This is a genomic window from Nitrososphaerales archaeon, assembly GCA_025058425.1.
Lineage (GTDB): Archaea > Thermoproteota > Nitrososphaeria > Nitrososphaerales > JANXEG01 > JANXEG01.
Genome location: JANXEG010000033.1, coordinates 1 through 15,318, shown reverse-complemented (window position 1 = coordinate 15,318; position 15,318 = coordinate 1). Strand labels below are relative to the sequence as shown.

Below are 15,318 nucleotides of genomic sequence, written 5' to 3'. Positions count from 1 at the left end.
AATGCCATAGAGTGGTGCAAGAATATCTGAGGCGGTGAATGTTGCAGCCACACCGATCATGGGGAATGTCGGTATTAGCCGAACGATCGCATACACTACAGCGAAGATCGATGTAAAGGCGATCACTCTCTTTCTATCGGTCAATTCGATCCTCTTTCAAATGTGACATATTTTGACAAGGATTTAACGATTTTGCTCTATCAAAATTTAAAGGTACTTACAGACGATTCAGACGATGCTCTTAGATGTAGAGAGTGTTAAGTTTAAATTAGATTGGTGCTCCGGGCGGGATTTGAACCCGCGATCAACGGCTCGATTGGCCTCCTACCACATCTGTGGTAAGATAAGGCCGTTATGCTATCGGACTCTTCGTTATCTTCCCCCTTAGACCGGGCTACACCACCGGAGCCCATCTTTTTAAAAAATCCTTCTTAATATTAAAGTCTATCGAACTTTGTGAATTTTTACCATTTATCAAACTGATCTTTGATTTAGATTAAAGTATCTCCATCTATCGATCAGGAGGCTATTATCATAGATTTGCTAAAGTCTTTAAAGAAGTTCTATAAGCGATCTCCAACGCTTCATTTTGGGCCCTCAGTTCTTCCTCATTCGCAAGAAAGTTCACAACGGTAAGTATCGAGCCCGACTTTATTCCCCTTAGGTGTGAAATCGTGAAGAGGGAGCCGGTCTCCATATCGGTTGCGATCGTTAAACGCCTTACCCTCTCCCTCACCATATTTAATTCATGTGGTTTGAGGTTATATTCCAACCTCCACGCATGTAGTATATCTTTATCATGGATCGGGCCTAGAAAGTATCTATGTGAATAATCTTTACCTTTTAACTCTTCAATTATAAAATTCACGAGTTTACCATTTAGATCGTGAAAACCATCGACGAATACGAACCCCTCCTTCACGTAAGCCCATTTCGGTAAATCCTTCGGCGGCCAATCGTGAATGTAATTCGGGCATATATATCGAAGGATCGGGCCGTCGATGAGAACTTCCGTAGGTACGATTAAATCTCCAGGCTTTATATCATTCCGATACGCTCCACATGTGCCCACTCTGATGATTCTATTAATCCCGAGTTCTATCAACTCTTCGATCGCTATAGATGCCGATCCGCTACCCATACCAATACTCGATATTACAATATCTAAACCTTCATACTTACCTATGCATGTGACAAAACCTCTCTTCTTTACAAAAGATTGAATTTCGTCGAGTAACTCTGCGTGCTTCGCCACCCTATCGGGATCTCCATGCACTACAGCCCTCGATAGGCCCTTTGGGATCTTTGCGCTCTTCAGACCAAGATGGTCTCCGAGCATATCCATCGTAACGATTAATACTAAATGGTAAGCTTTTTACATTTATGCTCTTAACCAAGAGTTACAGTTTAGAAGAGAGGAAGGCATTGGTATCTGTATGTACGGGGTTAGAGAGGCCCGATCTTATTCTTAGTGGGGGCTCCATAGTCGATGTGGCGACCGGTGAGGTTAGAGAAGTGGATGTTGTGATTAAGGGGAGTAGAATAGCGTACGTTGGTAATTTAAGAGATCTGAATATCTCTCATCTGGGGTCTGTTATCGATGTAAAGGGAACGTTCATCACCCCCGGATTTATCGACCCCCATGCACATGTGGAGAGCACGATGTTAACACCATCAGCTTACGCATCCCTTTTAATCCCTCAAGGAACTACTGGTGCGATCATCGACCCCCATGAAATAGTAAATGTTTCGGGCTTTGAAGGTCTAACATTCTTTCTTAAGGATGCAGATTCTACACCCTTTAAGTTCTATGTTCAAGCACCCTCTTGTGTCCCATCCGCACCAGGTCTAGAAACGAGCGGCCATATTGTGAGCTCTTCAGATATAGAGAAGTTGATGGATCGAAAGGATATTTGGGGCTTAGGAGAGTTGATGGATTATAAGAAAGTTATAGAGGGCGATGTTGAGTCTTTGATGAAGATCAAGCATGTTTATGAGAGGGGTGGTGTTATAGATGGCCATTCACCATCTCTCAAAGGGATGATGCTTCAAGCGTACATATCTAGCGGGATCATGACCGACCATACATCGAGGAGCAAGGATGAAGTTTTGGAGAGGCTTAGGTGTGGCCTTAATGTGATGGTGCAGAATAGACCCGATAAAGATCTGCTGAGAGATGTGATCGAAACTTTAAAATGTATAGATACGAGGAGGGTTTTGTTATGTACCGATGATATAGAGCCCGATGAAGTAGAGGATAGGGGCCATCTTGTATCGCTCGTTAGAGAGGCCGTCGATCTAGGCCTTGATCCAGTAAAGGCGGTACAGATGGTAACTTTGAATGTTGCTGAGGCTTACAGATTCGATTCGGAGTTGGGGATGATAGCACCTGGGCGCTACGCAGACTTGATAATCTTCAATGATCTGAAAAGGTTCGATGTAGATAAGGTTATAATGAATGGCCGATTGGTCGCCTCAAAAGGTAAGTTACTCATCGAAATACCCAAGTTCGATTTCGATAGATTCAAGAACACGATCAAAGTGAAGGCTGGTATAAAGCCGGATGATTTGGTTATAAAGGTGGAGTTAGAGAGGGCAAGGGCCTTGGTGAGGGTCGTTACAGTCAATGGAGAGTTGAGAGAAGTAGAGTTAAGCGTATCCAACTATAAGGTAATGAGTAGGCCGATGGATGATATAGTGATGTTGGCGGTGGTGGAGAGGCATGGTAAGAGTGGGAATATAGGGAAGGGCTTCATACAAGGTACAGGGTTAAGGGAGGGTGCCATCGTCACCAGTGTATCTCATGATGTACACAACCTTACATCGATCGGTACTTCTGAATACGATATGTACCTCGGTATAAAGGAGGTGGAGCGTATGGGTGGTGGCATCGTTGTAGTTATGAATGGGAAAGTTTTGGCGAGTGTCGAGCTCCCATACTTTGGCCTCCTCACCGATGATCTTGGCGTATGTAGTAAGGTTAGAGAGTTAAGAAAGGTTTTACTCAACATGGGTGTTAAGATCCCTTTAAGAAGGCTAATGTTCTTATCATTACCTGTGGGGTTAGGAAACTTTAAGATTACAGATAAAGGGTTGGTCGATTACAAAAGGGGCATAGTATTACCGACGATCATATCATTATCTGCTCAATAAGAGCAGATCATCAGGCTTATAATGGGCATAGACATCCTCACCCACATGAAAGTTTAATTCATTAGCCAATACACTCAATTCACCAATACTTGTACTTAAGATATACCTCACTCTATCGCCTTTGAACGACTTCGTTATAATTTTACCACCAATATTCTCAAGATTGGGCAAGGGCTCTTTCGAGATAGATAGTTTTGTGGAGCGAATAGCGACGTATTTGCTATCGTACTTTAACTCTTTAACCTTCAACCTTGTACCTTTTACTACGACGTAAGGCTCTTCAATAGAGTCGACCGGGAATACATTTTCAAAGCCCAAAAAATCTGCTATGTAAGCAGTCTTTGGCCTTTCATAGATCTCAGAAGGTTCCGCTATCTGTTCGATGATACCGTTGTTCATTACGGCCACTCTATCCGCTATTTCAAGTGCATCTTCTTGATCGTGAGTCACATAAATCGTAGTGATGCCTAGTTGCTTTTGAATCCTTTTAATCTCAAATCTGATCTTGCTCCTAAATTTTGGATCCACATTGCTCAAAGGCTCATCCATGAGTAGGATGTCTGGTTGTATCGCGATAGCCCTAGCAAGAGCAACCCTCTGTTGCTGCCCTCCACTCAGTTGTGATGGGTATCGATCCTCTAGACCTTTGATCCCCAGCATCTCAACGATCTCTTCAAACCTTCGCTCCGCCTCACCTTTATCCACACCTCTAATCCTCAAACCGTATAGGATATTCTCCTTCACATTCATGTGTGGAAATAGTGCATAACTTTGAAAGACGATACCGATATTCCTTTTATGCGCAGGAATATGTGTGAAGTCCCTCCCTCCTATCATAACCTTACCCTTTTGGGGGATTACGAATCCAGCTATAACCTTCAACGTTGTAGTCTTGCCACAACCGCTCGCTCCGAGTAGTGCTATGAGCTCTCCCTTCTCTATCTCTAACTCCAACCCCTTGAGTACGGGCTCTCCCTTAGAGTAATAGACCCAAATATCTATCAGTTGAACATCCTTCATCATCTCACCCCTGAAACCAAGCCCACGATCTTCTCCAACCCTATCGTGAGTAGTACGGTGAAGGCCACCAGTAGAGTAGAAATGGCCGCTATGGTAGGGTCGTAACGAATCTGTAGGTAATTGAGCATAGCTACGGGAAGAGGTATAGCCTCGCCGAAGCTCAAGAAGAGTGATATCGATACAGCGTTAAAGGATACCATGAAGCACATAAGGAATCCACCTACAAATCCATGCTTTATATTCGGTAAAACGACTTCGATGAACGCCCTCAACCGATCTCTACCAAGGCTGACCGCTGCATCTTCCACATCCACTCCCAAATTCGATAGACTTGCGTAGATGATCCTCATGGCGAACGGTATAACGACCAAGGTGTGGCCTATAATCAAGGATGCTAGAGATACCATACCTAGAGCACGGTACACGAATAAGAGAAGTATGTAACTTAAAACGATCTCTGGCATAAGTATCGGGAGTGTGAAGAGGTTCTCCACGTATCCTCTCATCCTCAAATTCTTATACCTATAGAGAATGTATGAGGATGGTAATGAGAGGGCCAGAGCGAGGAGGGATGAGGTTATAGCTATCGAGCTACTCACTATGAAGCCATTCGTAAATGTTTCATACCTTAGTATGTTAGCGAACCATCTTAGGGTGAATCCTCTGGGAGGGAAGGCTATACTCTCCAGTGTGGAGAATGATATGAGTAGTGGCATGATTATAGGGGTGAGTAAGAAAGTGAAGGTCACGATAGATAGAAGATAAAATAGCACTTTCATAACCCCTTCACCAAAACTCTTCTAATGTAAGAGAGGAAGAGAATTATGGAGAAGACGGTCATCATTATGACAAGTGCCGTCGCTGTAGCTGCGCCCCAATTGAGCCTAACTTCGATGAACTCGTAGAGGAGCATGCTGAGTGTCCGATTTCTAAAGCCACCCAAGAGCGTGGGTGTGACGAAGGCTGCAGCACAGCCAGCCAGGATTACCGATAGGCCAGCGATGTACCCTTTGAGCGTAAGAGGAAATATAATATTCATGAAGACCCTTAAAGGGTTAGCACCTAGACTTCTTGCAGCCATCAATACCTCTTCGCTAAGATTCTCCATAGCGCTCAACAGAGATATGAACATAAATGGGAAGAATAGTTCGAGTAAGCCTAGGATCATCGCGAACTCCGTATATAGGAACCTTAAAGGCTCATCGATTACCTTGAGCGTAAGGAGGATGGAGTTTGATAATCCCTCTTTACCGAGTATGAGGATCCATCCATAAGAACGTACCAAGGGGTTCACCATAAGAGGTAAGAAGACGAGGGCTTTGAATAGGGATTTGATACGTGATGAAGCATTTCTCGTGTAGTAGGCGAGCGGGTAAGCCAATAGAGTAGCAAGTAGCGTTACGATCAATCCGATCCGAATCGTTCTGGTATATACAGAGAAGAACTCTTCATTGAATGTTGTATAAAAGAACGTAGGTATAAAATCGGGTGTAGAGATCATCATGTAGATGATAGGGATTAATAGAAAGAAGGTAAGGAAAAAAAGGGAAGGGATGAGGAGTACGTAAGGTTTCATGATTCGATACGCTTCTTCCACGCATCGACCCACGCTGGCAGATTCTTTGCCAAGATCTCTGGATTTAAGTATATAGGTTTGTTGAATACGGGGGAAATGTTGAATGGGTGATCCGCTGGTAAACTCACCTCTGAGTTTATAGGAGCATCGACACCAGCGAGTGCCAACTCCCTTTGAATCGTGGTGCTGAGCCAGAAGTCTATAAGTTTGTAGGCAAGATCTACATTCTTACTGCCCTCTACGATCGAGATCATATTCAGAACGTAGACCGATCCCTCTACTGGGTAGATGATATCTACGGGCTTGGGCAGCTTCTTCAAAGGTGCCCAATTGTACCTAAGGACTGGGCCGATCTCTACTTCTCCCCTTTCAAATAGAGTCTGAGGATCTGCAGACCTTGTGTAGAATGTTACGATACTCTTCTTCAAATTCTCTAAAGCTTTGAAGCCGGGCTCCACATTCTCCATGGTGCCTCCGTACGCCAAACTCGTCATAACGAGGGCCATAGGGCCAGATGTAGCGGTTATCGTAGGCATAAGGACCCGGCCTTTGAAATCCTCTCTCCACATATCCTTCCAAGATGTGATCTTCTCATGCTTATCCACACGATAAGCCAATCCCAGGTCTTGAATTGTGAATGGCACACCATACTCAGCCAATGACCTTGGAACCTGCTCTCTCAAAGCCTTGTACAACTTTTGATAGTTCGGTATCTTCCCCAGATCTAACTTCATCAGAAGGCCCTTTTGGGCAGCCTGATACGTGTAGTAATCTGGTAAGAATATGAGGTCTGGTATAGGTTCAGCCTTCGTAGATAGCTTTGTGAACCTCTCGCTAGTAGTGCCCGATATTAGAACGATCTTTACATTATTCTGCTTTTCAAACGGCTCGATAACGATCCTCTTTATATCGTCCCAAGCGAAGCCCCAATGTGAAATGTAAAGTGTCCTAGGCGGTGGCGGAGGGAGTGTAGTAAGGTAGTAGTAATATCCTAAGGATGCGGCGATGATGATCACTACTAATCCGATCAGGATGGTTGTCTTTCTCATGAACTCTCAAGAGAGTCTTTTCTCTATCCTCTATTTATCTTTTTAACTCGGCCCATAGAGATGATCGATATGATCGGTAGCAAATATTCTTTATAATCGTCGAATTCATCAGTACTTATACACTCTAAATTTTCCTTTATCTCCTCTCATCGATGTTGAAATTACGATTCTTGGCAGAGCTCTACAGCGATCTTACCTGTAGTCTCAGGTTTCGTAAATATGATCTTTACACCATGGGCGCCTATTCTGGGCTTCTCGGCATCGAATGTAACACCTTCTTTCTTCATCCGCTCTATTTCATCCTCGATATTATCCGTGGCTAGAGAGATGTGGTGAATCCCTTGACCATGTGTTTGGAGGAATTTACCGAAAGGTATCTCCATATCCAATGGTTGAAGTAATTCAATTTCATCATCACCTACGGGTATGAATGCGACCTTAAGTTTACCTCCCATAGCTTCTTTGACCACGGCGGGCTTCAGATTGAAGACCTTCTCGAAGAGCTTCAACGCTTCATCCATATCTCTAACGACGATACCTACATGGCTGATCTTCTTGATCATTTCTTTCTCTTCACCTCCGCCTTCGCCAGATCTTCCAAGAAGAGCACTATAGCTGAATGGTCTAGATCACCCTTTCCTTCATTCACCAATGCATTTAAGACTTGGTAGGCAAGGCTCGTGAATGGGAGTGGTACATTATACTCCGTCGCTGCCTGCATTACATTCCTAAGATCCTTCTGATGAAGCTTGATTCGGAACCCCGGTTTAAAGTTCCTATCCATAATCATAGGTGCTTTCCTCTCCATAACCATACTACCAGCCAATCCCCCTCGAATCGCTTGAAATACGACTTCAGGGTCTAAGCCAGCCTTCGTCGCCAAGACCAGAGCTTCAGAAAGGGCTGCAATATTGAGGGCTACGATGATCTGATTAGCGAGCTTTGCAATTTGACCTGCACCACTCCCTCCGACGAGTGTAATCGTCTTTCCCATCGCCTGAAATATTGGCAAACATTTCTTGAAGACCTCTTCCTTACCCCCAACCATAATAGCTAAGGTACCTTCAATAGCTGAAGGTTCGCTACCACTCACAGGTGCATCCAGCATCTCCCCACCCTTCTTCTCGACCTCCATGGCGACCCTTTTCGCTACTATGGGTGAGATGGAGCTCATATCGATCACTATAGAGCCCTTTCTCAAACCTTCCAGTACACCATTCGGCCCGAGTATAACCTGCTCCACATCGGGCCCATCTGGCAGCATCGTTATGATGATGTTACACTTTTCGGCGACTTCCTTAGGAGAGTTCGCCCTTTCAGCCCCGAGTTTGACGAGCTCCTCAACCGGCTCAGGCCTTATATCATATACGACGAGTGAATAACCGGCCTTCAGTAAGTTTTTGGACATAGGTTTCCCCATGACGCCAAGCCCTATAAATCCGATCTTTTCCTTATTCAAGGGTATCTACCATTAAAATTTACTATAAGTGTATTGATAAAGATATTGATAAAGATAACGTTATTTGAAAACACGATGCATAATCAACTTATTTGGTTAGTGCCAATCCGCAAGGAAAAAATAATTTTTTCTTCGGAAATCCGACACTAAATGGGCTTCTGGATAGAGAATATACTATAGCTAGCGGTTCAGGGAAATAGGTTTTTGGGTATTTTTATTTCTTTGGTACCTCTGAGGAGCTTATCATACCAATAGACAAGTGCTACGATTTAAGATGGCCCTATCACATCCAATGGGCCACGCCCCTAAAGAAATGCTCAAATATAAGAAGAATGGGCTAAAGACCTCAAGTATAAACTCACAACCTCTATCGTGAGGAGAAACGAGCATTTTGAAAAGTTTATATATTGTTAGTGGCAATAGGTAGCCGTATGCCAAACCCGGTGCAGAGGAACTCTTCTTACCTGAACTCCATGTCTACGACTGGGACCAGAGTGAGAGTTGAAGATGCGTGTCCATCGAGTGGTCTATGTCCACTTTGTATCAGAGATTGTCCATTCATTTGTGAGGTCTCATTATCAGCTTTTAGGGGTCGAGAGGCGCTTTATCCAGACCCGGCAATGTTTGGCAGAAGTACTGCCGGCTCGTTAAAAGATTATGGCCTAGATTGGTCTCACCTAAATATTAAAGCCAGGCTTCTGGGAGCGGTAGGAATAGAACCGGATTCGGATGTGGCACTCTTCCCAAACGTTAGTGTAGAGACCAGCGTTGCCGGTATACAACTCAAGATACCCGTTATAATCGGTGCCTACGGCTCGACCGAGGTTGCTAGGGTCAACTGGGATAGCCTAGCCATAGGCGGAGCGCTCTCTGGGATAATGGTCATCATAGGCGAGAATGTCTGTGGTATGGATTTAGAAGCGGTCATCACGGATGGAAAGGTCACATATTCACCCGAACTTAAAAGAAGGGTCGAGGCATTTAGAAAATTCTGGGATGGAAAGTATGGTGATATTGTGGTTCAGACGAATGTTGAGGATCAGCGGCTTGGAACGGATATTTACGCAATATCGAAGTTGGAGGTCGATGTTATTGAAAGGAAGTGGGGCCAGGGAGCGAAGGCGATCGGTGGTGAGGTTAGGATAGGTAGCCTAGAGAAGGCTATTACTTTAAAGAAAAGGGGGTACTTGGTCATACCCGATCCCGAGGATAAGAATGTGCAAGAAGCCTTTAAGGAAGGGGTCTTCAAGACGTTTGAAAGGCATAGCAGGGTCGGTATGCCGAATGAAAAAGACTTCGTTGAAGATATCGAGTGGCTTAGGGAACAGGGGGCCAAGAAGGTCGGATTGAAGACCGGAGGGTATGAGCCCGCAGCTGTAGCATTTACGATGAAGGTCGCTTCTGAAGCGAAGGTTGATTACGTTGCCTTTGATGGTGCTGGTGGCGGGACTGGGATGAGTCCAGTTCCGATGATGAACGAGCAAGGGACACCAACGATTTATCTCGAAGCACAGGTCCTGAAGTGTGCCCAAATATTGAGAAGGAAGGGTAAGTATGTTCCAGATATTATTATTGCTGGGGGCTTCATAGATGAAACTCAGATATTTAAGGCGATCGCGATGGGCAACTTTGGTGATGGGCCATATATTAAAGCTGTTTTGATGGGGAGATCTCCACTAACTGCGGTGATGAAAGCATCGTACTTTGCAGAGCTGGCGGAGAAGGGGAAGTTACCAAAGACTTTCGAAGAGAAATTTGGTAACTTCCCGGAAATGTTCTTCATAGCAGCTCCAGAGCTAAAGGCGATGTTGGGCGAGAGGTTCAAAGAGGTTCCATGGGGCGCCATTGGATTATACACCTACCTAACCGATAGGATTAAGGTCGGTCTACAGCAGTTGATGGCTGGAGCGAGAAAATGGAGGCTCAATCTAATAGATAGAAGCGACCTGATAGCGCTAACAGAAAGGGCTGCAAAGGTCACTGGCATACAGTTGCCGGAAGATGAAGACTACATCATGGAGAAACTCCTCTCCTAGCCCATTAACGTGAAAAATTTCCAAATTTTTATTCTATTCTTTCCATATCTTCGAGTGGAATCAGACAGTGAGGGGCGAAGGTCTCGATCGTCGCACCCTCCTCCACCAATGCTGCACCAGGGGATAAACCGCCAATCATACATAGCCCAAATCGATCCATAGATACTGGTACGCCCAACAGCGGTTCATTGGGCGCCGAAATGGCCAATACCCCTCTCCAACCCTTTTCTTTTAATCTCGAGAGTATCTTGATAGTTTTGTCCCTTGCTTCAGCCAGACTCTCCCTCATCGCTACTGGCAATGTTCCAGATCCTGTCTTTATGATCTTGGTGATCGATGTCCGATTGCTGCGCACAAATAATTCGAGCGGTGGTACAGTCGTTCCATCGTATGAGATTAGATCGATGAAGCGTAAAGGTACGCGGTTCACAACCTGAACGAGTCCACCATACTTTAAGAATAGTGGAATCCCAGAGTGAATTAATACACCATCTATCGTCAAGTCACAAACTGTGAAGAGTGCGATCTTCCCCTCAGAAACGTATATGTTTTGATATTCTTCCTCCTCATTCAGCACCTTAAAGTACGGAGCCAATAAGAGATCTGCTTCATGAAGGGATCTTATCACCTCGATCACCTTATCGTAGAATTCTTTATCTACGATTGAAACGTTCGCGACTACCATCCCTGAATCTGTGGTTGGATTGTATGTGACCGAATAGGCCATGCTCAGGAACTTCGTGGTTATAAAGCCGATTCTCTGCGAAACGAGGGCATTGCTCAACTCCTCCAAACCTTTACTGGTTATCATCCTTCCACTCCTTTCATGGCCAGAAACCAAACCCTTCAACTCCAGCATCTGAAGATGATACCTCACGGTTCTTTCACTCAAGAAGAAACCTCTCTTTTCCAGCTCCCGCCTAATCAAAGTCGATCCGAGTGGTTCATTCGACTCGCTCAAAATCCTTAATATTTCAATATCTTTTCTAGATATTTCATAAATCTCGGTATCCTTTAATTCCTTCAAAACCTTACTCATAAAACAATAAACTTTAAGGGGATATAAACCTCTCTCCGAGAAATCATCATCCTTACTTGATAGAAGCTAGATCGACCTTAATAACCTTAATAGTGAGGTAGCGAAGTAGTGAAAAGTAATATATGAAATTTCCAGATAACCTATCAGAAGTCTTCATCCAACAGATATTTCAAAAAGAGCTTTCAATTTTTGAAAGATTAAAAAGAAAAGAAGCAGGGAATGAGTAGAGAATGAAGATAAAAAGTGAACTTAAACTTTAGGTTGGATACTCTTCTTCGCTACCTCTAGGAAGCTCCTCGCACCTCTTATAAGTAAGCTGAAGTCACTCGACAAGGATATGAATTTAAAACCCCTCTCAATAGCCTTACGTAATTGCTCATCGTTATACGTCATTATACCCACCGGGATCTTATACCTTCTTCCCGCATCCAAAACCCTCTCAATAGCCTCTATAAACTTCGGATGGTCCTGCTGATCTCTAATGCCTAAGGATGTTGTTAAATCTGTGGGGCCTATGAAGCATGCACTTACACCTTCTACAGTCATGATCTCATCGATATTCTTAATCGCCTCGGGCGTTTCCGTCTGTACTATGGTAACGAGCTCATCCTCAACCCTCCTAAAGTAATCCTCTCTATCAAGGCCATAGAGTGCAGCCCTCCTCGGACCCGTCCCCCTTAAGCCCTTCGGAGGGTATCGTGTGGCCTTAACGGCCTTTATAGCATCATCTCTATTATTCACCCAAGGTACGACTACACCATAGGCACCAACGTCAAGGGCAAGTTTTATTAATACCATATCATTCCAAGCCACTCTTATGAGTGGTACGATGTTGGTCCCTGATGTTGCCTGAATCATGTGCTGTACAGTCTCCATACTTAGAGGGGCATGCTCGGTATCAAAAACGAGCCAGTCGAAGCCAAGATGAGACAATATTTCACTCACATCCGGATTACCTATTGTAACCCACGTTCCGAAGGCTATTTCACCCCTACTCCATATCTCCTTTAACCTATTGGGTTTCATATTCACCCTAAGGTATCGATATAACGATTTATAAAAGTTCTTAATAAAAAGCAGAAAATATAGACCAGTTCGAGGATCAGAGAACCATCTCAGTTAGTACGATACAATCAAAGTAGAGAAAAGAAGCATTGAGAAATGTAACGAACGATCAAAGATCACTTACGCATGTGCTCTAACGGTACGCTTACCAATATATATCAAGAGGATGATGAAGACCGTAACGATCAGACCCATCGGGCGTATGAATAGACCTAATGGATCTGTCGAGTATTGAAGTAATGCCCTCCTTAAATGTAGATCTGTTATCTCACCGATCAATATACCTAGAACCATCGGAGGGATCGGATAATTATAGACCTTCATGAAATAACCTATTATCCCGAAGATGAACATGACGAAGATATCGAAGATTGTAAATTCGACACCCCAGCTTCCCAATATGCATAGAACGATGACTATCGGAAATAGGATATCCCTCGGTAATGAGAGGAGTGTAATGACATACTTGGATAGGAGGTAAGCCACGAAGAAGCATACTATACTTGATAGGAGGATGAATACAACGATATTGCTCAAGAAGCCAGGCCTTTCGATCAATAGCAATGGACCGGGCCTTACCCCATAGATGAAGAGTGCTGCCAAGATTACCGCTGTAGGCCCACTTCCCGGTATTCCAAATACGAGTGTGGGGAAGAGTGCTCCCGCCAAAGTCGTATTATCGGCAACCTCTGCAGCGATAACACCTTCAAAACTACCCTTACCAAACTCCTCCTTATTCTTTGATGACCTCTTCGCTGCATCGTATGCAACCCATGGTGAAACCGATTCACCGATGCCCGGGATAAAACCGATCCATAAGCCGATGAGTGTAGAGCGAAGTACTGTAACGAAGTTCTTTATAACCAATGGAAAGTTGATGATCGCGAATCCACGCTCACCCGAGATTACATATGGCTCCTTCTCTTTCAATACCGCAAGGACCTCGCTCAAACCGAATAGACCTATGAGCGCTGGGATGAAGCTGATACCTTTCTCTAAATATGTGAGGCCGAAGGTGAAGCGTGGATATGCGTATAGACTCTCTAATCCGACGATAGCAAAGAATAGCCCTAAAATACCAGAGATCCAACCCTTCACAGGATCCTTGCCCGATAGCGCACCGACGATCAAAATACCATACATGCAGAATAGGAATACCTCCCAATCGCCGAACATCAGCGCGAAGAGTGAGAATATTGGGAGTGCGAATAGCAGAATAAATGCGCTTATAACCTCACCTATCATAGAGGCTGTGATCACAGCACCTATAGCCTCTCTTGCCTTACCTTTCTTCGCCAATGGGAAGCCATCCAACGTCGTAGCAGCGGCTGCCGGTGTTCCCGGTATATTAACCAATATTGAAGTTATACCTCCCGTATGCATCGCGCCAGTGTATATACCTATAAGCAAGGCAAGGCCTATCTCTACAGGTAGCCTGAAGCAGAAGCCCAATAGTAATGACATACCCATGACGGCAGTAAGCCCCGGTAAGACACCGACTACATAACCTATCAATGCACCAACAAATATAGCGCCTATAATCAATGGAGATAAGATATTCTCCATCAGCTTTCCTAAGAAGTAAGACCATTCACCAAACAGCTCTATCATAACGATCACTAACTATAGGGTAAAGGTATTTCAAACAATTGTGGTAGAACGAAGCTGAGGAAGAATGTAGCCACCAATGCGTAAAGTACCAATCTCTTGATACTCTGAGACCTTCTCAAAAATATGAAGAGGAAGGTAAGGTAGATGAATGTGAGGATTGGGAAATAAAATTTGTCTAAGAGTAGTATGTATATTACCGTGCTTATATTTATAACGAGCCACCTCTTCCTCTCGATAGTTAAAAAGGGGCTTTTTGATGAAGAGGTATGTTGGGGTTCTTTTCGCCTCATCAACCTAACCATCAATCCCATACTCAATCCCATCAGGCAAATGCCCAATATAGTGGGAAAGAAACCCGGAGATAGGATGGTTCCGATCATCCCAACCGTTGGTTTCGGCATTTTAAGAGACTCTAAAGTTATAAAGATACCTATAATGAATAAAAAGAGAGGGGTGAGGGCATTTACAATCTTGTGCATATTTGCCCTCTTCACTAAGCCTTCCATTCAGCCAACTCTTTAGGCCATGGTTTGGCCTTTTCAGCTCGAGAGTGGGGCGGCCATTTCCACTCTTCGGGCTTCGGTATTTCGAGCGTCGCCGGATCGACCTTGGCGATCTTTAATTCCCAGAGTGGCCAAGACCTTGCCGATTCGAGCTGAGACATCGTTTTATCCGATTCGATGCCCATACGTGGTGTGAGAAGCATATTTCGCTCCTTGATCAACTTTAAGAAGCGCTCCTGCTTTATCGTATATACGAATCCCTCTGCAACTCTTCTTACAACATCGTCTGGAACGGCCCTAGGTAAATAGATACCGAAGGATGGATTGACTCCAAAGTACGCTTTCATAACAGGGAAGTATTTAACTACGTTGGGTGCTGGGCTCAATCTGTAGCCTTCAACGGGTATATCCTTATCATGAAGGACTGCCAAAACCCTCATCTTATTCGCCATCAGATAATCTGTTAAATCACCGAACGTTACCGAACAAAACTCGATTTCTCCTGCAAGTACCTTTGCACCGGCCTCTCGACCACCTGTATATGGAATATGTATCGCCTGTCCAGCAAGTCCAGCCTGTTTGAGTACAAGCTCACCAAAGATGTGTCCATTGCTCCCAGCACCAGGGGAGCCGTACCTAAATTTGCCAGGGTTCGCCTTTATAGCACTCAACAGATCTGGTAAATCTTTCCATGGAGCGTCCCAATTTACATATATTGCGGTCGTCTCTTGTACCGCTAGGAAGGCGTAAAAGTCGGTCCAACTTATATCCGCATGTTTAAGCACTGGCCAGGTTCCATGGACATTA

General features: G+C 44.3%; 14 protein-coding genes and 1 tRNA gene. 2 read left to right on the top strand and 13 right to left on the bottom strand.

Features of this window, described 5'->3' with window-relative positions; translation table 11 throughout:
* Nucleotides 1-274: 274 nt before the first annotated feature.
* A tRNA-OTHER gene (locus tag NZ896_04570) sits at nucleotides 275-409 on the bottom strand.
* A gap of 123 nt (nucleotides 410-532) precedes the next feature.
* Complete coding sequence (locus tag NZ896_04565) at nucleotides 533-1,339, bottom strand: hypothetical protein (GenBank protein ID MCS7116728.1); 807 nt, start codon at nucleotides 1,337-1,339, stop codon at nucleotides 533-535.
* A 44-nt stretch (nucleotides 1,340-1,383) separates the two neighbouring features.
* On the opposite strand from NZ896_04565, the gene ade reads away from it, so the two are divergent.
* Nucleotides 1,384-3,153, top strand: coding sequence for an adenine deaminase (gene ade / locus NZ896_04560; protein ID MCS7116727.1), 1,770 nt, complete (start codon nucleotides 1,384-1,386; stop codon nucleotides 3,151-3,153).
* Here the strand turns inward: ade and NZ896_04555 are convergent.
* From NZ896_04555 to garR, 6 genes are all read right to left on the bottom strand, one after another.
* Nucleotides 3,139-4,173, bottom strand: coding sequence for an ABC transporter ATP-binding protein (locus tag NZ896_04555; protein ID MCS7116726.1), 1,035 nt, complete (start codon nucleotides 4,171-4,173; stop codon nucleotides 3,139-3,141). The genes ade and NZ896_04555 overlap by 15 nt on opposite strands.
* Nucleotides 4,173-4,952, bottom strand: coding sequence for an ABC transporter permease subunit (locus NZ896_04550; GenBank protein ID MCS7116725.1), 780 nt, complete (start codon nucleotides 4,950-4,952; stop codon nucleotides 4,173-4,175). The genes NZ896_04555 and NZ896_04550 overlap by 1 nt, the downstream gene beginning before the upstream one ends.
* The gene (locus NZ896_04545; GenBank protein ID MCS7116724.1) at nucleotides 4,949-5,770 is read right to left on the bottom strand and encodes an ABC transporter permease; all 822 of its coding nucleotides are present in this window, start codon (nucleotides 5,768-5,770) and stop codon (nucleotides 4,949-4,951) included. Before NZ896_04545 ends, NZ896_04550 begins: the two co-directional genes overlap by 4 nt.
* Nucleotides 5,746-6,798: an ABC transporter substrate-binding protein gene (locus NZ896_04540; GenBank protein ID MCS7116723.1), complete on the bottom strand. Its 1,053-nt coding sequence runs from the start codon at nucleotides 6,796-6,798 to the stop codon at nucleotides 5,746-5,748. The genes NZ896_04545 and NZ896_04540 overlap by 25 nt, the downstream gene beginning before the upstream one ends.
* 161 nt (nucleotides 6,799-6,959) lie before the next feature.
* Nucleotides 6,960-7,361, bottom strand: a complete 402-nt coding sequence (locus NZ896_04535; GenBank protein MCS7116722.1) for a VOC family protein — start codon at nucleotides 7,359-7,361, stop codon at nucleotides 6,960-6,962.
* Entirely contained in the window at nucleotides 7,358-8,257 is a 900-nt protein-coding gene (gene garR / locus NZ896_04530) for a 2-hydroxy-3-oxopropionate reductase (GenBank protein ID MCS7116721.1), read from the bottom strand. Before garR ends, NZ896_04535 begins: the two co-directional genes overlap by 4 nt.
* A 431-nt stretch (nucleotides 8,258-8,688) precedes the next feature.
* On the opposite strand from garR, the gene NZ896_04525 reads away from it, so the two are divergent.
* On the top strand, nucleotides 8,689-10,293 hold the full coding sequence (locus tag NZ896_04525) for a glutamate synthase-related protein (GenBank protein MCS7116720.1): 1,605 nt from the start codon (nucleotides 8,689-8,691) through the stop codon (nucleotides 10,291-10,293).
* 28 nt (nucleotides 10,294-10,321) lie between these two features.
* Here NZ896_04525 and NZ896_04520 read toward each other — a convergent pair whose 3' ends face one another.
* The 5 genes from NZ896_04520 to NZ896_04500 all read right to left on the bottom strand — a co-directional run.
* On the bottom strand, nucleotides 10,322-11,320 hold the full coding sequence (locus tag NZ896_04520) for an NrpR regulatory domain-containing protein (protein MCS7116719.1): 999 nt from the start codon (nucleotides 11,318-11,320) through the stop codon (nucleotides 10,322-10,324).
* A 261-nt stretch (nucleotides 11,321-11,581) separates the two neighbouring features.
* Nucleotides 11,582-12,358 (bottom strand): aldolase/citrate lyase family protein, encoded by a 777-nt coding sequence (locus NZ896_04515; GenBank protein ID MCS7116718.1) that lies wholly within the window; start codon nucleotides 12,356-12,358, stop codon nucleotides 11,582-11,584.
* Between the two features lie 159 nt (nucleotides 12,359-12,517).
* The gene (locus tag NZ896_04510) at nucleotides 12,518-14,008 is read right to left on the bottom strand and encodes a tripartite tricarboxylate transporter permease (protein ID MCS7116717.1); all 1,491 of its coding nucleotides are present in this window, start codon (nucleotides 14,006-14,008) and stop codon (nucleotides 12,518-12,520) included.
* Between the two features lie 8 nt (nucleotides 14,009-14,016).
* Nucleotides 14,017-14,514, bottom strand: a complete 498-nt coding sequence (locus NZ896_04505; protein MCS7116716.1) for a tripartite tricarboxylate transporter TctB family protein — start codon at nucleotides 14,512-14,514, stop codon at nucleotides 14,017-14,019.
* Nucleotides 14,502-15,318 (bottom strand): tripartite tricarboxylate transporter substrate-binding protein (locus NZ896_04500; protein MCS7116715.1); only part of this gene is annotated, 817 nt, incomplete at its 5' end. The genes NZ896_04500 and NZ896_04505, both read right to left, overlap by 13 nt.

Excerpts from the sequence above, each read along its gene's own strand:
- NZ896_04505 (MCS7116716.1), bottom strand. The coding sequence starts at position 14,514 with ATGGAAGGCTTAGTGAAGAGGGCAAATATGCACAAGATTGTAAATGCC.
- ade (MCS7116727.1), top strand. The coding sequence starts at position 1,384 with ATGCTCTTAACCAAGAGTTACAGTTTAGAAGAGAGGAAGGCATTGGTA.
- NZ896_04555 (MCS7116726.1), bottom strand. The coding sequence starts at position 4,173 with ATGAAGGATGTTCAACTGATAGATATTTGGGTCTATTACTCTAAGGGA.
- NZ896_04535 (MCS7116722.1), bottom strand. The coding sequence starts at position 7,361 with ATGATCAAGAAGATCAGCCATGTAGGTATCGTCGTTAGAGATATGGAT.
- NZ896_04515 (MCS7116718.1), bottom strand. The coding sequence starts at position 12,358 with ATGAAACCCAATAGGTTAAAGGAGATATGGAGTAGGGGTGAAATAGCC.
- NZ896_04550 (MCS7116725.1), bottom strand. The coding sequence starts at position 4,952 with ATGAAAGTGCTATTTTATCTTCTATCTATCGTGACCTTCACTTTCTTA.
- NZ896_04510 (MCS7116717.1), bottom strand. The coding sequence starts at position 14,008 with ATGATAGAGCTGTTTGGTGAATGGTCTTACTTCTTAGGAAAGCTGATG.
- NZ896_04525 (MCS7116720.1), top strand. The coding sequence starts at position 8,689 with ATGCCAAACCCGGTGCAGAGGAACTCTTCTTACCTGAACTCCATGTCT.
- NZ896_04565 (MCS7116728.1), bottom strand. The coding sequence starts at position 1,339 with ATGCTCGGAGACCATCTTGGTCTGAAGAGCGCAAAGATCCCAAAGGGC.
- NZ896_04540 (MCS7116723.1), bottom strand. The coding sequence starts at position 6,798 with ATGAGAAAGACAACCATCCTGATCGGATTAGTAGTGATCATCATCGCC.